At 46.0% G+C, this 24,739-nt stretch carries 20 protein-coding genes; 12 read left to right on the top strand and 8 right to left on the bottom strand.

The window, feature by feature from the left end:
* The first annotated feature begins 25 nt into the window (after nt 1-25).
* Together QTN94_RS14025 and QTN94_RS14020 are read left to right on the top strand one after the other, a co-directional pair.
* Nucleotides 26-943, top strand: a complete 918-nt coding sequence (locus QTN94_RS14025) for an ABC transporter ATP-binding protein (RefSeq protein WP_331427987.1) — start codon at nt 26-28, stop codon at nt 941-943.
* 1 nt (nt 944) lies between these two features.
* The gene (locus tag QTN94_RS14020) at nt 945-1,715 is read left to right on the top strand and encodes an ABC transporter permease (RefSeq protein WP_138973112.1); all 771 of its coding nucleotides are present in this window, start codon (nt 945-947) and stop codon (nt 1,713-1,715) included.
* A gap of 62 nt (nt 1,716-1,777) precedes the next feature.
* On the opposite strand, the gene panC is transcribed toward QTN94_RS14020, so the two are convergent.
* From panC to sfsA, 7 genes are all read right to left on the bottom strand, one after another.
* Nucleotides 1,778-2,680 (bottom strand): pantoate--beta-alanine ligase, encoded by a 903-nt coding sequence (panC, locus tag QTN94_RS14015; protein ID WP_331427985.1) that lies wholly within the window; start codon nt 2,678-2,680, stop codon nt 1,778-1,780.
* Between the two features lie 12 nt (nt 2,681-2,692).
* The gene (gene panB, locus QTN94_RS14010; RefSeq protein WP_138973110.1) at nt 2,693-3,487 is read right to left on the bottom strand and encodes a 3-methyl-2-oxobutanoate hydroxymethyltransferase; all 795 of its coding nucleotides are present in this window, start codon (nt 3,485-3,487) and stop codon (nt 2,693-2,695) included.
* 22 nt (nt 3,488-3,509) lie between these two features.
* Complete coding sequence (gene folK / locus QTN94_RS14005; protein WP_138973109.1) at nt 3,510-3,995, bottom strand: 2-amino-4-hydroxy-6-hydroxymethyldihydropteridine diphosphokinase; 486 nt, start codon at nt 3,993-3,995, stop codon at nt 3,510-3,512.
* Between the two features lie 2 nt (nt 3,996-3,997).
* Nucleotides 3,998-5,359 (bottom strand): polynucleotide adenylyltransferase PcnB, encoded by a 1,362-nt coding sequence (gene pcnB / locus QTN94_RS14000; protein ID WP_331416902.1) that lies wholly within the window; start codon nt 5,357-5,359, stop codon nt 3,998-4,000.
* An 81-nt stretch (nt 5,360-5,440) separates the two neighbouring features.
* A complete protein-coding gene (gluQRS, locus tag QTN94_RS13995) occupies nt 5,441-6,331 on the bottom strand; it encodes a tRNA glutamyl-Q(34) synthetase GluQRS (protein ID WP_331416901.1) in 891 nt (296 codons plus the stop codon).
* Between the two features lie 77 nt (nt 6,332-6,408).
* Complete coding sequence (gene dksA, locus QTN94_RS13990; RefSeq protein WP_331416900.1) at nt 6,409-6,855, bottom strand: RNA polymerase-binding protein DksA; 447 nt, start codon at nt 6,853-6,855, stop codon at nt 6,409-6,411.
* Nucleotides 6,856-6,994: 139 nt separating this feature from the next.
* Nucleotides 6,995-7,708 carry a DNA/RNA nuclease SfsA gene (sfsA, locus tag QTN94_RS13985; protein WP_331416899.1) on the bottom strand — a complete coding sequence of 238 codons (714 nt, stop codon included), beginning with the start codon at nt 7,706-7,708 and terminating at the stop codon, nt 6,995-6,997.
* Between the two features lie 54 nt (nt 7,709-7,762).
* Between sfsA and hrpB the strand changes: the two genes are divergently transcribed.
* The 10 genes from hrpB (at nt 7,763) to QTN94_RS13935 (ending at nt 24,390) form a co-directional block, all read left to right on the top strand.
* Nucleotides 7,763-10,216 (top strand): ATP-dependent helicase HrpB, encoded by a 2,454-nt coding sequence (gene hrpB, locus QTN94_RS13980; protein WP_331427983.1) that lies wholly within the window; start codon nt 7,763-7,765, stop codon nt 10,214-10,216.
* Entirely contained in the window at nt 10,213-12,588 is a 2,376-nt protein-coding gene (gene mrcB / locus QTN94_RS13975) for a penicillin-binding protein 1B (protein WP_331427981.1), read from the top strand. Before hrpB ends, mrcB begins: the two co-directional genes overlap by 4 nt.
* 83 nt (nt 12,589-12,671) lie before the next feature.
* Nucleotides 12,672-14,963: a patatin-like phospholipase family protein gene (locus tag QTN94_RS13970; protein WP_443088795.1), complete on the top strand. Its 2,292-nt coding sequence runs from the start codon at nt 12,672-12,674 to the stop codon at nt 14,961-14,963.
* Nucleotides 14,964-15,260: 297 nt separating this feature from the next.
* Nucleotides 15,261-17,849 (top strand): bifunctional aconitate hydratase 2/2-methylisocitrate dehydratase, encoded by a 2,589-nt coding sequence (gene acnB, locus QTN94_RS13965; RefSeq protein WP_138973125.1) that lies wholly within the window; start codon nt 15,261-15,263, stop codon nt 17,847-17,849.
* Between the two features lie 330 nt (nt 17,850-18,179).
* On the top strand, nt 18,180-18,551 hold the full coding sequence (locus QTN94_RS13960; RefSeq protein WP_138973126.1) for a YacL family protein: 372 nt from the start codon (nt 18,180-18,182) through the stop codon (nt 18,549-18,551).
* A gap of 189 nt (nt 18,552-18,740) precedes the next feature.
* Nucleotides 18,741-19,079 (top strand): P-II family nitrogen regulator, encoded by a 339-nt coding sequence (gene glnK / locus QTN94_RS13955; RefSeq protein WP_331427979.1) that lies wholly within the window; start codon nt 18,741-18,743, stop codon nt 19,077-19,079.
* Nucleotides 19,080-19,105: 26 nt separating this feature from the next.
* Entirely contained in the window at nt 19,106-20,335 is a 1,230-nt protein-coding gene (locus QTN94_RS13950; protein ID WP_269377445.1) for an ammonium transporter, read from the top strand.
* A gap of 161 nt (nt 20,336-20,496) precedes the next feature.
* Nucleotides 20,497-21,513, top strand: a complete 1,017-nt coding sequence (locus tag QTN94_RS13945; protein WP_331427978.1) for a Fe(3+) ABC transporter substrate-binding protein — start codon at nt 20,497-20,499, stop codon at nt 21,511-21,513.
* A 220-nt stretch (nt 21,514-21,733) separates the two neighbouring features.
* The gene (locus tag QTN94_RS13940; protein WP_331416895.1) at nt 21,734-23,359 is read left to right on the top strand and encodes an ABC transporter permease; all 1,626 of its coding nucleotides are present in this window, start codon (nt 21,734-21,736) and stop codon (nt 23,357-23,359) included.
* On the top strand, nt 23,359-24,390 hold the full coding sequence (locus tag QTN94_RS13935) for an ABC transporter ATP-binding protein (protein ID WP_331427977.1): 1,032 nt from the start codon (nt 23,359-23,361) through the stop codon (nt 24,388-24,390). The genes QTN94_RS13940 and QTN94_RS13935 overlap by 1 nt, the downstream gene beginning before the upstream one ends.
* 9 nt (nt 24,391-24,399) lie before the next feature.
* On the opposite strand, the gene QTN94_RS13930 is transcribed toward QTN94_RS13935, so the two are convergent.
* Complete coding sequence (locus QTN94_RS13930; protein ID WP_331428004.1) at nt 24,400-24,585, bottom strand: ribbon-helix-helix domain-containing protein; 186 nt, start codon at nt 24,583-24,585, stop codon at nt 24,400-24,402.
* Nucleotides 24,586-24,739 lie beyond the last annotated feature (154 nt).

The raw sequence follows: 24,739 nt of genomic DNA, 5'->3' as shown, positions 1-24,739 counted from the left end.
CGCAAAGCAATGGCAGTCGTAACTTATGTATGCATTAGAAATTGAGCAGCTCCGCAAGACTTACGCGGGGGGACTTGAAGCGCTAAAAGGCATTAGCTTAAATGTCAGAAAAGGTGATTTTTACGCCTTACTCGGTCCAAATGGTGCCGGAAAATCGACCACGATCGGAGTCATATCATCTTTGGTTAATAAGAGTTCTGGTCAGGTAAAAGTGTTTGGCTTTGATATTGATAAAGATCTTGAGCTAGCCAAACAGCACCTCGGTCTTGTGCCACAAGAATTCAATTTTAACCAGTTTGAAACCGTTGAACAGATAGTGCTTCAGCAGGCTGGTTACTATGGTGTGTCAAAATCCGTAGCCAAAGAGAGAGCAAAAAAGTATTTATCTAAGCTCGATCTGTGGGAAAAACGTAGCGAACGTTCACGAAATTTGTCTGGCGGGATGAAGCGACGTTTAATGATCGCTAGGGCTCTTATGCACGAACCTCAGCTATTGATTCTGGATGAACCTACTGCGGGTGTCGATATTGAACTACGCCGTTCAATGTGGGAGTTCCTGAAAGAAATCAATCAAGAGCAGGGGATCACTATCATTCTAACGACTCACTATCTAGAAGAAGCTGAAATGTTGTGCCGTAACATTGGGATCATCAATAAAGGTGAACTGATCGAAAACACCACCATGAAGGCGCTACTGAGCAAACTGGATGTGGAGACATTTATTCTTGATCTTGAAGAAGGCTCGGCACAACCAGAATTGCAGGGTGTGAAGAGTCAGATTTTTTCTAATGACTCGTTGGAGATCGAAATAGAGAAAACTCAGGGATTGAATGGCATATTTTCTCAGCTATCGGAGCAGGGTATTAAGGTGCTGTCGATGCGTAACAAAGCCAATCGTCTTGAAGAGTTGTTTGTCAGTATTGTACGAGAGGGGAGCCAATAATATGTATCATTTATATTGGACTGCATTTTGTAGCCTGCTGACTAAAGAGGTTAACCGTTTTACTCGTATCTGGGTACAAACACTGGTGCCACCCGCCATTACGATGACCTTGTACTTCATCATTTTCGGTAGCCTAATTGGTTCGCGAATTGGTGAAATGAATGGTTTCAGCTATATGGAATATATCGTCCCGGGATTGATCATGATGTCGGTGATTACCAACTCATATTCTAACGTGGCCTCCTCTTTCTTTAGTGCGAAGTTTCAGAGAAATATAGAAGAGTTGTTGGTCGCGCCAGTACCAAATTATGTGATCATTTTAGGCTTTGTGATGGGCGGGGTCGTGCGTGGTTTATTGGTTGGTACGATCGTTACTTTTGTGTCATTGTTCTTTGTTGATCTCCAAGTTGATCACTGGGGCATTATCATCGCAACGGTATTTATGACCTCAGTAGTCTTTGCATTGGGCGGTTTGATCAATGCGGTCTATGCTAAAACCTTCGACGATATTTCGATCATTCCAACCTTTGTGTTGACTCCACTGACCTATCTTGGTGGTGTATTTTACTCCATCAGCTTGCTACCAGAGTTTTGGCAGGGGGTGTCGAAGATCAACCCAATTGTCTACATGGTAAACGCATTCCGTTATGGCTTTCTCGGTGTCTCTGATGTCGGTATAGTCACTTCATTCAGTGTTCTTGGTGTTTTTGTCGTCCTGCTATACGGCGTTGCACATTATCTAGTGACACGAGGAATTGGCTTGAGAAGCTAAAGAGTAAGATAACAAAAAAGGGTTGGCTTAAATGCCAACCCTTTTTTTGGGGGGAGATTTAGTTATTCCGCCGAGATCGAAGTCGATTCAGACGGATCTTCTTCTTTGCTCTCAACTGAGATTTCCACCACTTGATTATCAATCAGGCGTGCTTTACCTAAGAACGCAGACATCAAGATAACGATCTGCGTGGTTTCAGCGGATACCACTTGAAGTGTACGGGCGTCGCGAATGAAGATTTCATCTGGGTGTAGCCCGGCAGCGCGTAACTGATCGCTGGCATCTTCAATTACAGACGCGTAGTCATCGCGGCCACCACGAATGGCGCTACTGATCCAACGCATCGTACGTGCCAGAACAGGGGCTCGTTGGCGTTCGTCAATCGTGAGTAAGCCATTGCGTGAGCTCATTGCCAGTCCATCCATTTCACGAACGGTTGGTACGCCAATGATTTCGGTATCCAGAGCCAAGTCTTCAGTCATTTTGCGAATAATGGCGAGTTGCTGGAAGTCTTTTTCACCAAAACAAGCAACGTCGGGTTGGACGATATTGAATAATTTGGTTACAACGGTCGCGACGCCACGGAAATGCCCTGGACGAGACGCACCTTCAAGAATATTAGATAGCACAGGAACTTCAACAGTGGTCTGATTCTCAATTCCCAGTGGGTAGATAATCTCTGGAGTCGGGGTAAAGACCAAATCAACGCCTTCGGCCGTTAACTTGCTTAAGTCATCATCTAACGTGCGTGGATAGTTGTTGAGGTCATCAGCACGATCAAACTGCATTGGGTTTACGAAGATGCTAACAACAACGATGTCCGCATTCTCGCGAGCCTTACGGACTAACGTAAGGTGACCTTCATGGAGGTTACCCATAGTTGGTACAAACGCAACTTTGCGGCCATCACGTTTGTGCTGTTTGATTTGCTCACGCAGAGCGGAAATTTCAGCAAAAGTTTGCATGGCTATCATTCCTTAGGCGATTGTATGTGCTTCGTCAGGGAAGGCACCGCTTTCAACATCTTGCTTGTACTTAGCGACAGCGCTGCGCATATCACCCGTTTCAGCAAGGAAGTTTTTCGAGAATTTTGGCATGTAGTTAGCTGAAATGCCGAACATATCGTGCATCACTAAGATCTGACCGTCAGTCACATTACCCGCACCGATGCCGATCACTGGTACTTCACACACTTCGGTGATGCGCGCTGCAAGTTCTTGCGGTACACACTCAAGTAGGATGATTTGAGCCCCAGCCTCTTGTAGTGCAAGTGCATCACGTACCATGCGATCCGCTTTGTCTTGCTCACGACCTTGAACTTTGAAGCCACCAAAGATGTTGACTGACTGTGGCGTCAGACCGAGGTGTGCACAGACAGGAACGGCACGCTCTGTGAGTGTTTTCACTGTGTCGACTAACCAGTCGCCACCTTCAATTTTGACCATATTGGCGCCAGCACGCATTAAAGCAGCCGCGCTCTCACAAGCTTGTTCAGGCGTGGCATAGCTCATAAATGGCATATCAGCCATTAGTAGACAGTTTGGGCTGCCAGCACGCACACAGCGCGTGTGGTAGGCAATATCATCGACAGTCACTGGTAGTGTGTCACGAGTGCCTTGTAAAACCATTCCTAGTGAGTCACCGACTAGCAGCACCGGCATCTCTTGGCTTTCAAATAACTGAGCAAAGCTCGCATCGTAAGCGGTAGAAGTGGCAAATTTACGACCTTCTTGCTTCCATTTCATCAAGTCGCTAATAGTAATTTTTTTCATGATTTTTCCTTATAGGAGTTGGCTATGATTGCCAAATACGCAGACCGTTTTGCTCAACGACTTTAAGTAAGTCTTCCAGTCTGGTCCCACATGGGAGGGTTAAATTTGGTGCGATTTCTGCGAGCGGGTAGAGCACGAATTCACGCTCTTTCATTCCATAATGAGGAACGACCAAACGCTCGGAATCAATCACCTCATTGCCATAAAGAATCAAATCGAGATCTAAGGTTCTTGGGCCCCAGCGTTCTTCTTTACGGACACGCCCTTGCTCTAGTTCAATTGTTTGTGTGCAATCGAGTAGTTCAAGAGGCGTTAATTCGGTTTTAATTTCGACAACTGCGTTGATGTAGTCAGGTTGATCCTGAGGCCCCATCGGTGTACTGCTGTACAGCGATGAGGTTTGGATAAACTCGGACTTAGGGAGTTGTTTTAAGGCATCAATTGCCGCATTAGCTTGAGAGACAGGATCACTAAGATTACTTCCTAGTGCGATAAAAACAGTGATCATTGTTATGCCTTAGGCTTCTTCTTGCGGTAGTTCTTACGGCGGCGCTGTTTAGGTTGACCTTCGATTGAAGCGTCAAGATCTGCCACCATAGCTTGGCGCATATTGCGACCAGCGTTCTGGAACGTTTCCCACCATTTGGCTAACTGTGCGGTTTCACCTTGTTCCACTTCACCTCGCATTTCGAGGAAGTCGTAGCCAGCACGGAACTTGTTAAGTTCCATTAGACGGAATGCGCGTTTGCCATTACGACGTGGCATACGGAGCTGGAGCTGCCAAATTTCGCGGATAGTTGCGGTGTGGCGGCGTGGGATCGCAATTGTTCGAACTTGATCATCAAGTACAAAGTTGCTTGCTTCCATTATCGCGTCGTAGAACGAGAGATTGCGCTTTTCCATCAGCTGTTTGGCTTTCTCTTGCAGTGGATACCACAGCATGGCTGCAAACATAAATGCAGGGTTGATGCGTTTACCTTCTTCGATACGCTGATCAGTAGAATCGAGCACGAGATCCAGCATTTGCTCAGTTTGCGATGAGTAATCTTCAGTGAAGAACTCAGCAATGGTCGGGAAAAGCTGTTGAAAAAGGTTGTATTCACGCATCAGATGATAAGTTTCTAGGCCATGGCCAGACTGAAGCATTTTAAGGGACTCTTCATAGAGTCGTGCAGCAGGGATCTCTTGCAGTAATGTTGCCAGTTCTTCTATCGGAGCTGCGGTGTCTTCTTCAATATCGAAGTCCAGTTTTACCGCGAACCTGATCGCACGCAGCATACGCACTGGATCTTCGCGGTAACGGGTATCAGGATCACCAATCAGGCGAATGAGTTTATCCTCTAAATCTTCGATACCACGTGCGTAATCGTGGATAGAGTAATCGCCGATGTTGTAATACATTGCGTTGACGGTAAAGTCGCGGCGTTCAGCATCTTCATCTATGGTGCCATAGACGTTGTCACGCAAAAGCATACCTTCTTTTGATTGCTGAGAAACGTTTTTACTAGGTTCTTGGTGGTGGCCTCGGAAGGTCGCCACTTCGATAATGTCGCGACCAAACATAATATGCGCCAGGCGGAAACGGCGGCCAATGAGACGGCAGTTTTTAAAAAGCTGTCTGATTTGTTCAGGGGTTGCATTGGTCGCGATGTCGAAATCTTTCGGCTGCTGAGAAAGCAGCAAGTCTCGAACACCGCCTCCGACAAGATATGCGTCGAAGCCTGCACCATGAAGACGGTATAGCACCTTCAATGCATTATCACTGATCTGTTTGCGCGAGATATTGTGCTCTTGGCGAGTAATAATATTTAGAGCGAGCTCAGAAAATTTTCCTGTTTCGCTGGGTGTATAATCGTTTTTATTCATGTGCATATGGCAATAATTGGTCAAGCCAACCTTGCTTGAGTTTAATTTCTTAGGCCCATAAGGGGCGAATTTGCGGCTAATAATAGCTTACAGCGAGCGGTTTGAGAATATTGGTGTGATCTCAGTCGATGAAGGCAGTTGTGATAAGTGCCAATTCTCTATCCCCCAAAGGATGATTTCATCTAAGCTCGCAGTACTAATTTCTTCATCAATATCAAACCCTAAGAATGTCATAGCATCGATGAGTGCTGGCTTAGGATTTTGGTTATCAATGGCTTTCGCATGATTTTGTTTGGACAATTTTTGTCCATTATTATCAAGCGCTAAAGGCAGATGCAAATAGTTTACAGGTTTAGCATCAAGCATTTGATATAAGCTGATTTGTCTTCCGGTTGGCTCAATCAGATCTGCCCCTCTGACGACTTCCGTCACCCCTTGGTCAATATCATCTAATACTACAGCAAGGTTGTACGCAAATAAGCCATCTCTTCGCTTTATAATAAAATCTTCATCTGCCAGAGCAGTTGGAATGTTGAGTATACCGTGGCGTCTATCTTCAAACTGATACACGGGATGAGACATTTGCAGACGAACGGCACATTGTTCACCATTAGTGAGTTTAAGATCGCGGCAAGTACCGGTGTAAAAGCCACCTAACTCTTTAATTTGCTTGCGTGTGCAATGGCAAAAATACGCTTGGCCAGAGTCTAACCAACGATCAATCTGTTGTTGGTAAAGTGAATGACGTTGACTTTGGTAAACGACCTCTCCATCCCAGTGAAGGTGGTACGCCTCCAGCGTTTCCAAAATCAGGCGGCTAGCGCCCGGCATTTCGCGTGGGGGATCTAAATCTTCAATTCGAACTAGCCATTTACCTTGGTTAGATTTTGCTTGAAAGTAACTGCCAAGCGCAGCGATCAGTGAACCAAAATGAAGAGGTCCTGAAGGGGATGGGGCGAAGCGACCGATGTAACTCATAGTATTATTGCGCTAATAGGTATAACAAACCAAAAAGGGAGCCAAGGCTCCCTTCAGTAGTCATAACAAAGCCGTAATTAGCCTTGCATTTGCTTCTCTTTGATTTCTGCAAGAGTTTTACAGTCAATACAAAGGTCAGCCGTTGGGCGTGCTTCTAAACGACGGATACCGATTTCAACGCCACAAGATTCACAGAAGCCAAAATCATCTTCTTCAATCTTATTAAGAGTTTTTTCAATTTTCTTGATTAGACGACGCTCACGATCACGGTTGCGTAGTTCTAAGCTGAACTCTTCTTCCTGAGACGCGCGGTCAACTGGATCTGGAAAGTTTGCTGCTTCATCCTGCATGTAGTGTACAGTGCGATCAACTTCTTCCCTGAGCTGGTTGCGCCAAGCGGACAGAATTTTTGTAAAATGAGCCATCTGCTCAGGTGACATGTATTCTTCACCTGCTTTCTCTTGGTATGGCTCAACCCCTGCAATGGCTAGGATGCCTAGCGCTTTTTTCTTTGATTCTGGCATGCAGCATCTCCTACTAACACCTAGTCAACTGCGCTTGCAGTTTATTTTAAGGCGAGTATCTATAGCAAAAATAACCTTTTGAGGCAAATACTGGTGAGTAAACTTACTGTCAATGTGAAGGTTACATCACTTTTGTTTGTTAATGGCTGAAATCTAGCGCCTTAACCAGCTTTATCTCATGGTGTGAAAGTTGTGCTTTATAGCACAGGATTTCCACCCCTTGTTCTTGTGCATATTTAAGTAATTGTGAATAGTCGGCGTCTATATGGTGGGCAGGAGATACTTTTTCAATACCTGAATGTAAAACAGTGAATAAAAGTACAGCTCTGCTTCCATTTTGAGCCATCTGAGCCAGCTCTCTCAAATGTTTTTGACCTCTAGTGGTCACTGCATCAGGGAAATAGCCTTGGCCTAATTTATCCTTATCCAATAAGGTGACGCTTTTTACCTCTATATAGCATTTTGGTTTATTTTTAGCGTTGAGCAAGATATCAATCCGGCTATTTTCATTGCCATATTTTACTTCAGTTTGAAGTTGGTCGTACTCTTGAAGTTCAGTTATCACCCCAGACTTTATCGCTTCGACTGCTAATTGGTTAGCGCGAGCGGTATTAATGCAGATGCGATGACCCGCTTGCGTCTCACTCAACTCCCAACTATTTGGGTACTTGCGTTTAGGATTGTCTGAGGTCGAGTACCAAACTTTATTTCCCGGAGTGGCGCAACCCGTCATAGCACCAGTGTTGGCGCAGTGAATGGTTCGTTCACTACCATCAGGTAAAGTGATATCCGCTAAAAAGCGTTTATAGCGCCTAATGAGGACAGCAGGCTCAAGTATAGGTTCAAACTTCATTTACAACTGGATTTATGTACAATATTTGCATTATTACACCATAAGGCCTTCCCATTGTCACAACTGCCTATTCAAGGCGTGATGCCAGATTTACTCTCTGGTATTCGCTCAAGCTCGCAATTGATCCTTAAAGCTGCTCCAGGAGCCGGTAAATCGACCTATTTTCCTTTGCAACTGCTTCTCGAACGAGCGGTGGAAGGAAAAATGGTCATGTTGGAACCAAGACGGCTTGCAGCACGCAATATCGCCCGTTATTTGGCTAACCAATTGGATGAAAGTGTGGGGCAACGGGTGGGTTATCGTGTTCGAGGCGAGAACAAAACGAGTACGAATACTCAGTTAGAAGTGGTGACGGAAGGGATTCTGACGCGAATGATTCAATCGGATCCGGAGTTAACGGGTATCGATTTGATCATTTTTGATGAATTCCATGAGCGCAGTATCCATGCAGACACTGCGCTGGCTTTCTGTTTGGAAATTCAGGATGCACTGCGTGAAGATCTTAAACTGGTCGTGATGTCTGCAACATTAGACCAAAATGCGTTAAGTCAATTGCTTCCCCTTGCGACCTATATTGAATCTCATGGGCGAAGCTACCCTGTTGAGTATCGTTATCAGTCAGCGAAACCAAATGAGCGACTCGAGGATCTGATGGCCAAACAGATTACCTCTCTTATGGCGAAAGAAACCGGCTCTTTACTTGCGTTTTTACCGGGGGTCTCTGCCATCAAACGCGTTGAAGAGCGTTTGCATAACCTCGCCGACGATATTCAGGTCTGTCCATTATATGGTCAGTTAGATTTTGCAAAGCAGCAAGCCGCTATCGAACCTTGTCAACAAGGTAAAAGAAAAGTGGTGTTAGCGACCAATATTGCTGAAACCTCCCTGACAATCGAAGGGATCAGACTGGTGGTCGATTCAGGGTTGGAGCGAGTAGCCAAATTTGATTTGAAAAGTGGTATTACAAGGCTCCAGCAAGTTCGTATTTCCCAATCTTCGGCAGAGCAGAGAGCAGGACGTGCGGGACGTATCGAATCGGGTATTTGTGTCCGCCTTTACAGCGAAGCTCAACTTGCGCAACAGCCTTACGTTCCCCAAGCTGAGATTCTTCATTCCGACTTATCAAATTTAGTTTTAGAGTTGGCTCAGTGGGGAACCCAGAACCCTGCGGAATTAAGCTGGCTGGATGTGCCGCCTTCGAGCGCAATCAGTCAGGCAAAAGGGCTATTGCGTCAGCTCAACTTATTGGATGAAAAAGGCCAACTGACGGAATCGGGCTCACTGGCTGCAAAATTAGGATTAGATCCAAGAATGGCAAGCCTTATTGCCCGAGCCGAGCATTCACTGGCGACAGCAATTGCTGTTGTCGCACTGTTGGAAGACGCTGAGCGAAACACGATTAACTTTATACATAGTGTTCATCGCTTAAAAGAAGGCCGCCATAGCCGACAGAAAGTCGTTCTACAACGTGCAAATACGCTTGCCAATAGACTTGGGTGTCGGTTTGAACTCGCGGCGCTTGATGAGTCACTGGTGGCTCCTTTGTTGGCCACCGCGTTTCCTGATCGAATCGCCCAAGCGAGAAGTCATCAGCAGGGACGATTTATTCTTGCCAATGGACATGGTGCTGAACTGCAAGAGGTTGAAAAGCTAGCTGCAAGTGAGTATTTGGTGGTTATTGACCTGATGCGCAGCCAGTCTGACTCTTCAATGATTTATTCTGCTGTCGAACTGGATATGTTTGTTTTACACAATCTCTTTCCCGATCTGTTTGTGGAGCAGGAGGTTGTTGACTGGGATGAGCAGAAAGGGCGACTTATTGCTGAACAACAGCGTAAACTTGGTCGCTTAGTGGTAGAGAGGAAAGCGTTGCCTGAACCACCTCGCGAAAAAATGACGCAAGCTTTACTTAATTTCATTCGTCGTAACGGTCTTTCGGTATTAAATTGGACGCCACACAGCCTTGAGTTACTGGAAAGAGTGCGTTGCGGTCAAGAATGGTTGCCAGAGCAAGCGTGGCCCGAGTTAACAGACAACGCGCTGTTAGACAATTTAGAGCAGTGGTTAGAACCATATCTCAATGGGATTGGATCGGTTAAAGCGCTAAGCAAAGTCGAATTAGAAGCGGCGTTATTGGCGTATTTAGGTTGGCCACTGAACCAAGACATTGATAAATGGCTACCAACGCATTACCAGTTGCCGACAGGCAGCAAGAAAAAAATTCGCTATCAGCAAGGTCAGGAGCCCGTGTTATCAGTACGAATGCAAGAAGTATTTGGTGAGCAGGCTTCTCCAGAAATAGCACAGGGCAGGAAGCGTTTAGTTTTGGAACTACTCTCTCCGGCGCAGCGACCTCTGCAAGTGACCCGAGATCTTGCTAGCTTTTGGGCGGGTGCTTATATCGAAGTGCAAAAAGAGATGAAAGGTCGCTACCCCAAACACGTTTGGCCTGATGATCCCGCTAACCATGTAGCGACAACGAAAACAAAACGACAATTGAACTCATGACCAAGAAAAATACCACCACAACCAGTAAGGCAAAAGCATCCACAACCGCCAAGAAGCCATCTGGTAAACGAAGCGCGAAATCGCCTCAGCGTAAGCCTAGTAAGCCGCCCCAACGTAGGTGGCTGAAAACATTATGGGGCATTAGCTGGAAGGTCGGCTTAGCTGGCTTCGCTTTGTTGCTGTTTGTTGGTATCTATCTAGATAGTGTGGTGAAACAACGCTTTGAAGGGCAATTATTTGATTTGCCTACTGTGGTTTATGCGCGAATCCTTAACTTGGCTCCGGGTGAAGATATTACTATTCAAGAAGTGCGCAATGAGTTAGACGTGCTCAATTACCGCAAAGTCCGCCAACCTCGCTACCCTGGCGAGTACTCTTCTTCTTCGACAAAAATTGAAGTGATTCGTCGACCATTTGAATTTAGTGATGGTCCAGAGCCTGATCGTCATGTGATGCTCCATTTCTCTTCAAGCCAGCTAGAGCGCATTCAATCACTAGAAAAGAAAGGCGATTTAGGCTACTTACGTATTGAGCCGAAAATGCTTGGTATGTTGGAGAAAAACCACGATGAACAGCGACTGTTTTTGCGTCGAGACCAGTTCCCAGAAGTCATGGTGGATGCCCTACTCGTCACAGAAGATCGCAACTTTTACCAACATGATGGCGTTTCGCCTGTTGCGATTGCACGAGCGATGGTTGCTAACGTAAAGGCGCGCAGAACTGTGCAGGGTGGCAGTACTCTGACTCAGCAGTTGGCCAAGAATATTTTTCTATCCAGTGATCGAACCTTATGGCGTAAAGTTCGAGAAGCCTACATTGCTTTGATTCTGGATTATCGCTACAGCAAAGATCGCATACTAGAGGCGTATCTGAACGAGGTTTATCTCGGTCAAAGTGGCGGCGAGGCGATTCATGGCTTTGGTCTTGCTTCGCGACTTTACTTTGGTCAGCCGATCCAAGAACTGCGCATTGACCAGCTTGCTCTGCTGGTGGGCATGGTAAAAGGTCCTTCCTACTACAATCCGGTGCGCTTTCCTGAGCGTGCGAAAGAGCGTCGAGATTTAGTGTTACGCCTAATGATGCAGCAAAACATTCTCACGGCAGAACAGTATGATATGGCGGCAAGTCGCCCCCTTGATATTCAGGACAATCCGAAAATTGCCAGCCGCCAACCCGCTTATTTTCAGCAGTTGAAGATTGAACTAGAACAGAAGGCTGGGGATGCATTTCAGTCAGATATCGGCTTACGTGTATTTACATCATTGGATCCTGTTTCTCAGCAAGAACTTGAACGAGCAATCGCAAAGAAAATTCCGCAACTTGCTGATGTGGCGGGTAAATCTCTTGAAGGCGCAGCTGTCGCTGTTGACAGGCACACAGGGGAAATACGAGCCATGGTCGGAGGGAAACGAACCGGTTACGATGGCTTCAACCGAGCTCTGAATGCCAGCCGACAAATTGGTTCATTAGCCAAGCCTGCGGTTTATCTCACGGCATTGGAACAACCAGAGAAATACAATCTGGCCACGACGCTGCACGATAAGCCGATTAGCTTGAAAGGCAGTAAAGGTGATGTCTGGTCGCCTAGAAATTATGACCGTCAGTTCCGTGGTGATGTGCCTTTGTATATCGCTTTAGCTAAGTCGCTCAATGTACCTACGGTCGAGCTAGGGATGCAGGTTGGTATCGCCAATGTGGTTAACACGTTGGAAAAACTTGGCGTAGACAAGAATGAAATTCGTCCGGTTCCGTCGATGTTTCTTGGTTCATTTACGTTAACGCCATTTCAAGTCGCGCAGATGTACCAAACGCTGACTAACTCGGGAAAACAAGCTCAGCTGTCAGCCTTGCGCTCCGTGATTGATTTGGAAGGGAATGTGCTGTACCAGTCATTACCGAAAGTGTCACAAACCGTTGATCAGCAGGCCGCGTGGTTAACGACATACGCAATGAAGCGAGGCGTCTTGGAAGGAACTGGGCGTCATCTCAACAGCCAGTTTGGCTGGGCGGCGTTAGCAGGAAAAACCGGAACCAGTAACGATACTCGAGACAGTTGGTTTGTCGGCGTCGATGGGCGAGAAGTGACCACGATTTGGTTAGGCCGAGATGACAACAAACCGACGAAGTTAACTGGTTCAAGTGGTGCATTGCGAGTTTACGCTGAGTACCTAGAGCACCGTATTCCTGAAAAGTTAACCCTACCTTGGCCTCAGGGAATCAGTACGCTTGGTTTTGCTAAAACGGCTCAGGGTAGTCTGGATTTGGATTGTGGAAACGAGTTCACATTGCCAGTGTGGGACATCAATGGCGCAATGAAGCAGCAGTGTGATAGCCAGCCTAAACAATGGTTACAGAAATTATTTAGTTGGTAACACGCATGGTGTTGAATATTAGTACTTTACGCTGATTAAGTCTGTCAGTATAAACGTTAGAACCACTGTAGAAAGGGATTTGTATCGTGAAAAAATTAGCAGGCCTCCTATTATGCTTGTTTGGAAGCGTTGCCTTTAATGCGATAGCACAGACAGAGCCGCAACCTGATACGCGGCCCAAAGTAGCAGTTGTTTTAGCCGGTGGAGGCGCGAAAGGCGCAGCGCATATTGGTGTGCTAAAAGCGCTTGAAGAACTAAGGGTGCCTGTTGATGTAATCACTGGTACCAGTATGGGCTCTTATGTAGGGGGCTTGTATGCGACCGGTATGAGCGCCGATGAAATCGAGTCTTTCATTGATACCGTTGACTGGAACAGTGGTTATCGAGATCGAGTCGACCGCAGTCAGCGAAAAGTACAGGACAAGGAATACGAAGATAGATATCAGTTAACCACTGACCTTGGTTTACGCTGGGGGGAGGTTCGAGCTAGTCGTGGGATCGTGCAGGGGCAGGGAATGCTTAAATTGCTCCGTGAAACGACGGGCAATTTACCTCCGTTTGATTCTTTTGATGATCTCGCCATTCCCTACCGTTCTGTCGCGACCGATATTATTGAACTGAAACCAGTTGTGATCAGTCAGGGCTATCTGGTTGATGCCATGATGGCCAGTATGTCGGTTCCCGGCGCACTGCCTCCTTACCAACTCAATGGTCAGATGTTGGTGGATGGTGGCGTGACGAACAATATGCCAGTAGACGTTGCGCGTGACTTGGGGGCTGATATTGTTATCGCGGTTGATATCGGTACGGAATACAAAAATGAAGAAGACTTCACCACGTTCCTAACGGTGGCAGACCAACTCTCCAACTATTTGGTCCGCAGTACGACAGCTCGTCAGGCTGAATTACTGACAGACAAAGACTTTTTCTTGCAGCCTGATGTTGGCGATATGGAGACCACTGAGTTTGATAAAATGCCGCAGGCATTTGAAAAAGGTTATCAGGCAACGATGGCGAGGAAAGCAGAGTTGCAGAAACTGAGCTTATCCACGGCAGACTATCAACACTATATTGAACAGAAACAGAATGTCCGACGTGAACTGCGATATGGTGATGAAATTACCGTTGATAAAGTGGTCATCAATAATAACACCCACTATACAGACACCCTTCTTGAAAACCGTCTTGAGCTTGAAGCAGGTAAGCGGTACACCTTGGATCAGGTAGAGAAAAGTATCCAAGATCTTTACGCTTTAGACCGTTTTGAACTAGTGACTTATCGCTATGATGAAGTCGATGGGCAAGATACCCTGATCGTTGATGTTGATGAGAAGTCTTGGGGGCCAAACTATGTAAACTTCCGTTTTTTCCTTGAGGATGATTTCTCAACAGACAGCCAGTATTCCATTGGTGTGTCGACCAATTTTACCAACCTCAACTCCCATGGATCAGAGTTGAGAACCAACTTTGAAATCGGCACAGATAAGCTCATCGAAGCGGAGTTTTTCTCGCCATTCTTTTCGAGCCAAAAGACCTTTACAACGTTAGCTCTCACGTACAGCAATGAAAAACGTAATGCGCCAGTGACTGGCTTTGATGATACAAGCCTAGAGGCAACCAAGAATTACGTACCAGTTGCGTATACTGAGTGGGTTAGCCAGTGGGCGATTGGTTATCAAGATACCTTGTGGCGACGTTTCATGGCAGGGGTAAGGTACACCGATGGCAAGAGCACACTCTCGACTTTACCTAGTTTTGGTGATGTTGCGTTTCATCGCTTAGGGGCGTTTGCGAACTATCGGATTGATACTCTCGACAACTACAGTTTTCCGCGCTCTGGTTTTTACTTGGATCTCAATTATCTCGTCTCACACGACAAAAGCGTCGGTGATAGTGTGTTGGTTGAGAACCAGAGAGTTGAAGACACATCGTATGAAATCGGAGCGAAAATGATCGCTGCACATACGTTTTCACGCCATACTTTGGTCGCAAATGTCGATCTGGGTTTTGTAGAGAGTAAGAATTCTTCGGTGCCAATTGATCCTGAAGAGATTGGTGGCTTTCTTAACTTATCTGGTGTCCCAAGAAACAGCTTAATTGGTCAGAATAAAGTGTTTGGTAGCGTGGTTTACCGCTATCGCTGGTTTGACAACGACTTTGGCCTGTTTAGCTCCCCGTTTTATGTCGGTGCATCGCTTGAGTATGGTGGGGTTTGGTCTGATCCGGATCTCGAAATCAACGAAGCACCTTTGTATACCGCAGGTTCTGTATTTGCAGGGGTTGACTCACCAATTGGGCCGGTTATGTTTGGCTACGGGCGTACCGAAAATAACTATGATTCATACTACCTAATTATCGGTACTACCTTTAAGTAGCTCTGGTGTTTATATGTCCATTTCCGCCATTCTCAAAGTATGGGAATAGGCGGGATTGACCAGTGAAAATCATAGAACTTTAGTCTTAAGTTGCTATGTTGGTCAAAATGATGAGATTTTAATTTAAGGTTAAATTTGCTATTCTACCGCCCACAGTTTGGCCTCTCTGGCACTGTTTCTCAGTCAAGATTGAATGAAAAATATGGCATGGAGAGCCAAGTTTCCAAGGATGTTCACTCCCTTATTCTTTGAACAAATAGCAATAAGAGGGAGGAACCGCAATGAGAGGAAAAAGTCGTGCTTGAAGCCTACCGTAAACACGTCGAAGAGCGTGCTGCCGAAGGAGTTGTTCCTAAACCACTAGATGCCGAGCAAGTTGCAGGCCTTGTGGAACTTCTGAAGAACCCGCCTCAAGGTGAAGAAGAGTTTATTCTTGACCTCCTAGAAAACCGTATCCCACCAGGTGTAGACGAAGCTGCGTATGTTAAAGCAGGTTTCTTAACCGCTATCACTAAAGGTGAGGTTTCATCACCACTTGTCAGCAAAGCAAAAGCGGCGGAGCTGCTTGGCACTATGCAAGGTGGTTACAACATCGAGCCATTAGTCTCGCTGCTAGATGACGCTGAGTTGGCTCCTATCGCTGTTAAAGCGCTTTCTCATACTCTACTGATGTTTGATGCTTTCTATGATGTAGAAGAGAAAGCAAAAGCAGGTAATGATTCAGCTAAGCAAGTCCTACAATCTTGGGCGGATGCTGAGTGGTTTACGGCTAAAGAGAAAGTAGCGGAAAAAATTACTGTTAAAGTATTCAAAGTTACCGGTGAAACGAACACTGATGACTTATCTCCAGCACCAGATGCTTGGTCTCGTCCTGATATTCCAGTGCACGCAAAAGCGATGCTAAAAATGGAACGTGAAGGTATCAACCCAGATCAACCAGGCAGCGTTGGTCCTATTAGCCAGATCGAAGAACTACAAAAAGACGGCATCCCACTTGCTTATGTTGGTGACGTTGTTGGTACAGGTTCTTCTCGTAAATCAGCGACAAACTCTGTGCTTTGGTTTATGGGTGAAGATATTCCTTATGTACCAAACAAACGCACAGGTGGCGTGTGTCTGGGTGGTAAGATTGCCCCAATCTTCTACAACACAATGGAAGATTCTGGTGCACTACCTATCGAACTGAACGTGCAAGACATGAACATGGGTGATGTGATTGATATCTACCCTTATGAAGGTGTTGTTCGTAAAGATGGCGTTGAAATTTCTAGCTTTGAGCTAGGTAAAGTTCTGCTGGATGAAGTTCGCGCTGGTGGTCGTATCCCTCTGATTATCGGTCGTGGTCTAACAAACCGTGCACGTGCATCGCTTGGTTTAGGCGAAACGGATTTGTTTGCTAAGCCAGTCGATCCTTCAGCTTCAACTAAAGGCTACACGCTGGCTCAGAAGATGGTTGGTAAAGCGTGTGGCGTTGAAGGTGTTCGCGCAGGTCAGTATTGCGAACCTAAGATGACAACAGTAGGTTCACAGGATACAACTGGCCCAATGACGCGTGATGAGCTAAAAGACCTCGCGTGTCTTGGCTTCTCTGCGGATCTTGTGATGCAGTCATTCTGTCACACATCTGCGTACCCGAAACCTGTTGACGTTAACACTCACCACACGCTACCAGATTTCATCATGAACCGTGGTGGTGTCTCTCTACGTCCTGGTGACGGTGTTATCCACTCATGGCTAAACCGTATGCTATTGCCTGATACTGTCGGTACAGGTGGCGACTCGCATACTCGTTTCCCTCTAGGTATCTCGTTCCCAGCAGGTTCTGGTCTTGTTGCATTTGCAGCCGCGACTGGTGTAATGCCACTGGATATGCCAGAGTCAATTTTGGTTCGCTTTAAAGGTGAAATGCAGCCAGGTATCACTCTACGTGACCTAGTACATGCCATTCCTTACTACGCAATTCAGCAAGGTCTATTGACGGTTGAAAAAGCAGGTAAGATCAATGAATTCTCAGGTCGTATTCTAGAGATTGAAGGTGTTGAGCATCTATCTGTAGAGCAGGCATTTGAGCTTTCTGATGCCTCGGCAGAGCGCAGTGCAGCTGGCTGTACAGTGAAGCTTTCAAAAGAGTCTATCGAAGAGTACCTAAACTCGAACATCACTATGCTTAAGTGGATGATCGCGGAAGGTTACGGTGATGTACGTACTATTGAGCGTCGTATTAAAGGGATGGAAGAGTGGTTAGCAAATCCTGAATTGCTGACAGCTGACTCTGATGCAGAGTACGCTCACGTTATCGAAATCGATCTTGCTGACATCGACCAGCCAATCCTATGTGCTCCTAATGACCCAGATGACGCTCGTCTACTGTCTGACGTCCAAGGTACTGAGATTCAAGAAGTGTTTATCGGTTCTTGTATGACTAACATTGGTCACTTCCGTGCTGCGGGTAAGATGTTAGAAGAGTTCAATGGTTCTCTTAGCACTCGTCTGTGGGTTGCTCCACCAACTAAGATGGATAAGGATCAGCTAACTGAAGAAGGTTACTACGGTATCTTTGGCCGTGCTGGGGTTCGTATTGAAACTCCGGGATGTTCACTATGTATGGGTAACCAGGCACGTGTTGCTGATAAGTCGACAGTGATGTCTACGTCGACTCGTAACTTCCCGAACCGTCTAGGTACAGGTGCGAATGTTTACCTAGCTTCTGCTGAACTTTCTGCGGTGGGTGCGATTCTTGGCCGTATCCCAACGAAAGAAGAGTACTTAGAGTACGCATCTAAGATTGATGCAACGGCAGCGGATACATACCGTTACTTGAACTTCCATAAGATGTCTCAGTACACGGCAAAAGCAGATACAGTGATTTTCCAAGAGCCAGCTTAACAAGCTCTGGAATACTGAATTGCTGAGAAAGCGCCCACCGCAAGGTGGGCGCTTTTTTTCGGGCTTCCCCTCAGAGAATGCTTCACTGTGAGAGCGGGCTGCGCCCTTCGAGAGATGGGCGAGTAGTGAAGTGATTGAACCTTACCTCCACAAGGTGTTGACAGAACCAGCCCTTAACAAGCCATAATTTTCTCGATTCTCGATTCTCGATTCTCGATTCTCGATTCTCGATTCTCGATTCTCGATTCTCGATTCTCGATTCTCGATTCTCGATTCTCGACCCTGTATACTGCCGCCGATTAAGTTTGGTGGCATATACAGAGGCGTCCTATGGAATTTGAATTTATTAGAAATACCCTCATGGGCGAATACTATGTTAAGTCCAGTATGGGGCATGAAATCGTAGGTCGCTGGTTGCAAGAAGAAGTCAGTAAAGACTGGCAGAAAATCGAACAAGTCGAACGCTTGATCGAAAACGCTCGCTTAAATCCTCAACTGGAACACCAACTTGAAGGAACCGAGATCTCACTGAGTATTCAAGGCGATGAGGTCATTGTTCAAGAAAACGTGCTGGCTCATGGACAGGAAATGGACAGTGATAGTGAGTTTGACTTTTATGATAGTGAAAGCACGGCAAGTTGCGGTATTGAGGACTTTGAAGATCTGATCGCACAGTGGAAAACATTCCTGACGACCAAGTAATGCACTTCTATGGTGAGCGATTGAACGCTTGCCTTAAAATTGTGAGCAAGGCGCACCTAAATGGTGCGCCTTTTTTGTTATTAGGTCATGGATTTTATGTGTTTTCATTAATTATCAACAGCTTAAAAACTTGGCACGCAGCTTGGATTACTTAATAACAAAAAGGATGACAGCTTCAGAGAGGATGCAATGAAACTTATAAACGCGATTATCAAACCATTTAAATTAGACGATGTTCGAGAAGCGCTTGCTGATGTCGGTATCGAAGGGATGACGGTTTCAGAAGTGAAAGGCTTTGGCCGTCAGAAAGGACACACCGAGCTTTATCGTGGTGCGGAATATCAAGTCGACTTCCTACCAAAGGTAAAGTTAGAGATAGCGACACAGGCAGAAAATGTAGACCGCGTCATTGAGGCGATATCTAAAGCTGCGCACACGGGAAAAATCGGTGACGGCAAGATTTTTGTCTATGACCTGAGTCAGGCGGTTCGCATCCGTACGGGTGAAATGGACGTTGAAGCACTTTAAGAATTCAAAGGACTGGAGATAATACGATGGAATTAACGACAACAGTAACAGAGTTACGTTACGCACTAGACACCTTTTTCTTCCTCATTTCAGGTGCGTTGGTTATGTGGATGGCCGCAGGTTTTGCAATGTTGGAGGCGGGTCTTGTTCGCTCAAAAAACACGACAGAAATTCTAACTAAGAACGTCTGCTTGTACGCGATCGCATGTACCACCTATTTAGTCGTTGGCTACAACATCATGTATGTCGATAACGGCGAAGGTGGTTGGCTACCATCATTTGGTGCCTTGATTGGTACACAAGGAGAGGGCGCGGATCATTCACTTGAATCTGACTTTTTCTTCCAAGTAGTTTTCGTTGCTACAGCGATGTCTGTAGTATCAGGAGCGGTTGCTGAGCGTATGAAGCTTTGGTCATTCCTTATCTTCTCTGCGGTACTGACAGCGTTTATCTACCCAATGGAAGGCTACTGGACTTGGGGCGGAGGTTTCCTATCTGAAGCGGGATTCAGTGACTTTGCAGGTTCAGGCATCGTACACATGGCGGGCGCAGCAGCAGCACTAGCGGGTGTTCTACTACTGGGTGCACGTAAAGGTAAGTACGGTAAAAATGGTGAAATCTACCCAATTCCTGGTTCTAACATGCCGCTAGCAACACTGGGTACATTCATCCTGTGGTTTGGTTGGTTTGGCTTCAACGGTGGCTCACAGTTGATGGTGTCAGACTTTGAAAATGCGACAGCAGTCGGTCAGATCTTCCTGAACACTAACGCAGCAGCAGCGGCGGGTGCCATTGCAGCACTGCTTGTATGTAAGACCACTTGGGGTAAAGCCGACCTTACGATGATTCTAAATGGCGCGTTAGCAGGTCTAGTCGCTATTACTGCGGATCCTCTCTCTCCATCGCCACTGTATGCGGTTGCGATTGGCTCGGTATCGGGAGCGCTCGTGGTGTTCAGCATCATCGGCTTGGACAAACTGAAGATTGATGATCCAGTTGGTGCGATTTCGGTTCACGGTGTATGTGGTTTCTTCGGCCTGATGGTTGTTCCACTAAGCAATGGCGATGCGTCATTTGGTGCACAGCTTCTTGGTGCTGGAGTTATCTTCGCTTGGGTATTTGGTGCAAGCCTTGCGGTGTGGGCGGTACTGAAAGCCACTATGGGTATTCGCGTCTCTGAAGATGAAGAGATGGAAGGCATGGATATGCATGACTGTGGCGTAGGTGCTTACCCTGAATTCGTGACAGTGAAGTAATTATACTAGATGTGACGTAACAAACAGTTACAAATAAACTTATCAAAAACCTGCTCAAATGAGCAGGTTTTTTTGTTTTGCATCATTGTTTTCTCGACTATGATGAATATAATAACGCAACTGATAAACGTTATCATTTCGAATACTAAAGGATTGAACCAATGAAAAAGCTGCTAACTCTTTCTGCATTAGCATGTGCAACAATTGCTCCTTCAACTGCGATGGCTGCAGAAGAGGTTAACGTGTACTCTTATCGCCAGCCATTCCTAGTTGAGCCAATGTTCAGCGAGTTTACAAAAGAAACGGGTATCAAAGTAAACGTTAAGTTTGCTAAGACAGGTCTGACAGAGAAGCTAGCGCAAGAGGGTGAATACAGCCCAGCAGACGTTATCCTAACCGTTGATATTAGCCGCCTTTCTGAGCTGACTAAGAAAAACTTAGTTCAAGCTGTAGAGAGTGAAGTGCTAGAAAAGAACATCCCTGCTCAATACCAAGATACAAATAACGAGTGGTTTGCTCTAACAACTCGTACTCGTAGCGTTTACTCTTCTCGTGATCGTGTTGGTCGTCTAGGTGAAGACTTTACATACGCAGATCTAGCTAAGCCTGAATTTAAAGGCAAAATTTGTACACGTAGCGGTAAGCACCCATACAACGTATCTCTAGTTTCTGCGATGATTGCTCACGAAGGTGAAGCTGCGACGAAAGAGTGGCTGGAAGGCGTAAAAGCGAACCTAGCACGTAAACCTCAAGGTAACGACCGTGCACAAGTTAAAGCGATCAAAGAAGGCCTATGTGATGTTTCTCTAGGTAACAGCTACTACCTAGGTAACATGATTAACGATGCTGAGCAAAAAGCTTGGGCTGACGCGGTTTACATTAACTTCCCTAACCAGAAAACAACAGGTACTCACGTAAATATCTCTGGTATGGCAATGGCTAAGTACGCACCAAATAAAGAAAACGCTCAGAAACTTATGGAGTTCCTAGCGGGTGATACTGCACAAAGCATGTACGCAGAAGTTAACTACGAATACCCAGTAAAAGAGGGTGTTAAGCGTTCTGAGTTAGTGGCATCTTGGGGTGACTTCAAGTCTGACATGATTTCTCTAGATGACGTTGCTAACTACCACGAAGCAGCAATCAAACTGCTAGACGAAGTGAAGTTCGACCTATAATAGTTTTAAGTAGTGAGTCGAATATGACTGACTAAAATACAGCCTCAAGTCGCTTTTCGTTAAGTTACTTGGGGTTGTTTGTTTTTATACTCACGGCTAAGAGCAGTTCACCTTGAACTCCTTTGAGTATATGGGTATAAATACCCTTAAACTATTAAAGGGATATGAGATGTATTTGCAACTGCATTTATGTTTCATACAGCCTCGTTGTAATTAGACGATGAAAGAAAAAAATTACCTATGGAAAACCAGTAGTGGAGCGCTTGCTTTACTACTGGTTTTGCCGATCTTAGCGATATTCACTACTGCTGTGGGCGAAACAAATGAGCTTTTTAGTCATTTGATGTCAACGGTAATGCCGACCTATGCGTATAACACCGTCGTTCTTGTTATAGGAACGATCTTGCTATCCTTGGTGCTTGGTATTCCATCGGCTTGGATTATGGCGATGTGCCGCCTTCCGAGTGAACGCATTTTACAATGGGCATTGGTGTTACCACTGGCGATGCCTGGCTATATCGTCGGTTATATCTTTACGGACTGGTTTGACTTTGCAGGTCCGGTACAGATTTTTCTCCGTGATCTGACAGGGTGGGGACCTGGTGAGTATTGGTTTCCTGATATTCGAACACTGACAGGAGCGACTATTGTACTGTCACTGGTGCTCTACCCATACGTCTACTTATTATGTCGTGCCGCGTTTATGGAGCAGAATGTCTCTTTGCTACAATCGGCTCGATTGCTCAAGTGTTCACCGTGGGAAAGTTTCCGTCGTATCTCGCTTCCTCTTGCACGCCCCTCTATAGCCGTCGGCCTCTCTTTGGTGGCAATGGAAACCGTGGGTGATTTTGGAACGGTTAGCTACTTTGCAGTCAATACATTAACCACCGCGGTTTATGACACTTGGTTAGGCTATTCGAGCCTCACTGCGGCGGCAAAAATTTCAGCCATTATGCTTGTGGTGGTGATTTTACTCTTAAGTGCAGAACGCTATAGCCGTAGAAAACAGAAGCTATTTCAGAGTCAGTTTAGTAGCCGCGAAGATTTTCGTTACGATCTCGTCGGGTGGAAAAAGTGGTTGGCGCTAACATGGTGTTGGGGGCTGGTTTGCGTGGCATTCATTCTCCCTCTTGGTCAGTTGCTTATCTATGCATATAAGTATTTCGCACAGAGTTGGACGGCTGAGTTCCGCGAATATGCGTTAAATAGTCTTTACGTATCTCTTGCGGCGGCATTCATTGGTGTAATGGTTGCGTTGATCGTTAATTTTTCTCAGCGTGTCAACCCTAGCCGTCAAAGCTTAGCCTTTATGCGCCTATCGTCGATGGGCTATGCTGTTCCAGGAACGGTTTTAGCCATTGGTGTTATGGTTCCGGTATTGTCTATGGACCACTTAGTCAATGATGTTGCAAAGTACATGGAGTGGGAGCGTCCAGGATTGATTTTCTCTGGCTCAATGTTTGCGATTGTTTTTGCTATGGTGGTGCGTTTTTCTGCTGTGGCGATTGGCAGTATTGAAAGCAGTTTAAGCAAAGTTTCACCGTCTCTTGATATGGCATCACGCACTATGGGATGTAACGCCAATGAGATGCTAAGACGAGTTCATTTGCCTCTTGTTCGTCGTGGGGCGCTGATAGCGGCTTTGCTGGTCTTTATCGAGTCAATGAAAGAGCTAAACGCCGCTTTATTGCTACGACCATTTAACTTTGAAACATTGGCGACTTATGTTTATAACTTCGCGTCTGATGAGAAGTTAGAGTTAGCGGCGTTACCAGCCGTGCTACTGGTTTTAGTTGGTCTTGTCCCTTTAGTTATTGTTAACCGTTCACTGGAGCATTCACACTGATGAGCTGTGCCCTATCAATACAAAACTTAACGTGTAAGTACGATCAAGAGACGACAGTTCTTGAGTCACTTTCTCTCGAAGTGGAGCAGGGGGAAATTGTTTGTCTACTTGGGGCAAGTGGCTGCGGTAAAACAACACTATTGAAAGCGATTGCAGGCTTGTTGCCATTAAGTTCTGGCGTGATGAGCCTAAATTGCATGCTGATCGATGATGGCAAAAACTGGCTTCCTCCCGAGCAGCGTAATATTGGTATGATCTTTCAGGATTATGCGCTGTTTCCACATCTTACTGTGGCTCAGAACGTTGCGTTTGGGTTACGTGAACTGTCGGTTGCTGAACAGCAAGCCAAAGTGGAAGAGATGCTTGAGTTAGTGCATCTCAATGATTACGGTGAGCGATACCCACACCAACTCTCAGGTGGCCAGCAACAGCGGGTGGCAATAGCGCGTTCACTAGCGTACAAACCGGATCTTTTGCTGCTCGATGAACCATTTTCTAATATTGATACGCAGGTGCGCCATGAGTTAATTGGCGAGATTCGTAAGATCTTTAAGAAACAGGGTGTCACTGCCATTTTCGTTACTCATAGCCGTGAAGAAGCCTTCGCCTTCGCTGATAAAATGGCGGTGATGAACCATGGCGTGATTGAGCAATATGGTACGGCTAGCGAGCTCTACTATCAGCCTTCAAGTAAGTTTGTTGCTGACTTTTTGGGTGGTGGTAGCTATCTCAAAGCGACTCGGGCTTCAGATTCAGAATATGAGACGCAGCTAGGCATGGTAGAAGCGAAAGCACAGCAGAACATTGAAGTCGGTCAGCATTGCGAGTTATTACTTCGCCCTCAGCATGTCCAGATCAGTGCGGCAGAAGAGAGCAGTGTGACCGTGCTTGAGCAACAGTTTATGGGAGATCATTGCCGTTACGTGATTGACGCGGGTGGTCACCGTTTACTTGCCAGCTCATCAGAACCTTTGAGTATTGGTCAGCAAGTCTCTGTTAAAGTGGAAACGCAAGGCGTACTGGCGTTTTAGCCATTTAGGTTAAATCTGAATCCGTTTGCCACCATTTAGATAGGTGGTACACGCGACACGCAGCAAAGAGGTGAAGTTACCCAACTCACCTCTTTGTTGTATCACTTCATTGTAAATCCGAGTCAAAAATTCTGCGACAGAGATATCCGCATCGCTCGCAATGTCCTCTATTATCTTCCAGAATACCGCTTCCAGTCTGATACTAGGGTCTGTTGATCTTTCGTGATGATTTTTTAAACGGCATGGTGAAGGTTATAATCATTTCGCCAAAAACAAATCACAACTGAGTTCACCATGCCAAGGACAATGCTAACTGATAAACGATGGGAAAAGCTACTTCAAGTGATGA

The sequence above is a fragment of the Vibrio sp. M250220 genome, assembly GCF_036533795.1.
Taxonomy (GTDB): Bacteria; Pseudomonadota; Gammaproteobacteria; order Enterobacterales; family Vibrionaceae; genus Vibrio.
This window is presented reverse-complemented; position numbering and strand designations above follow the sequence as displayed.

Coding starts and splice junctions, on each gene's coding strand:
- QTN94_RS14025 (WP_331427987.1), top strand. CDS start 26: ATGTATGCATTAGAAATTGAGCAGCTCCGCAAGACTTACGCGGGGGGA.
- QTN94_RS14020 (WP_138973112.1), top strand. CDS start 945: ATGTATCATTTATATTGGACTGCATTTTGTAGCCTGCTGACTAAAGAG.
- panC (WP_331427985.1), bottom strand. CDS start 2,680: ATGCAAACTTTTGCTGAAATTTCCGCTCTGCGTGAGCAAATCAAACAG.
- panB (WP_138973110.1), bottom strand. CDS start 3,487: ATGAAAAAAATTACTATTAGCGACTTGATGAAATGGAAGCAAGAAGGT.
- folK (WP_138973109.1), bottom strand. CDS start 3,995: ATGATCACTGTTTTTATCGCACTAGGAAGTAATCTTAGTGATCCTGTC.
- pcnB (WP_331416902.1), bottom strand. CDS start 5,359: ATGCACATGAATAAAAACGATTATACACCCAGCGAAACAGGAAAATTT.
- gluQRS (WP_331416901.1), bottom strand. CDS start 6,331: ATGAGTTACATCGGTCGCTTCGCCCCATCCCCTTCAGGACCTCTTCAT.
- dksA (WP_331416900.1), bottom strand. CDS start 6,855: ATGCCAGAATCAAAGAAAAAAGCGCTAGGCATCCTAGCCATTGCAGGG.
- sfsA (WP_331416899.1), bottom strand. CDS start 7,708: ATGAAGTTTGAACCTATACTTGAGCCTGCTGTCCTCATTAGGCGCTAT.
- mrcB (WP_331427981.1), top strand. CDS start 10,213: ATGACCAAGAAAAATACCACCACAACCAGTAAGGCAAAAGCATCCACA.
- QTN94_RS13960 (WP_138973126.1), top strand. CDS start 18,180: ATGGAATTTGAATTTATTAGAAATACCCTCATGGGCGAATACTATGTT.
- glnK (WP_331427979.1), top strand. CDS start 18,741: ATGAAACTTATAAACGCGATTATCAAACCATTTAAATTAGACGATGTT.
- QTN94_RS13950 (WP_269377445.1), top strand. CDS start 19,106: ATGGAATTAACGACAACAGTAACAGAGTTACGTTACGCACTAGACACC.
- QTN94_RS13945 (WP_331427978.1), top strand. CDS start 20,497: ATGAAAAAGCTGCTAACTCTTTCTGCATTAGCATGTGCAACAATTGCT.
- QTN94_RS13940 (WP_331416895.1), top strand. CDS start 21,734: ATGAAAGAAAAAAATTACCTATGGAAAACCAGTAGTGGAGCGCTTGCT.
- QTN94_RS13935 (WP_331427977.1), top strand. CDS start 23,359: ATGAGCTGTGCCCTATCAATACAAAACTTAACGTGTAAGTACGATCAA.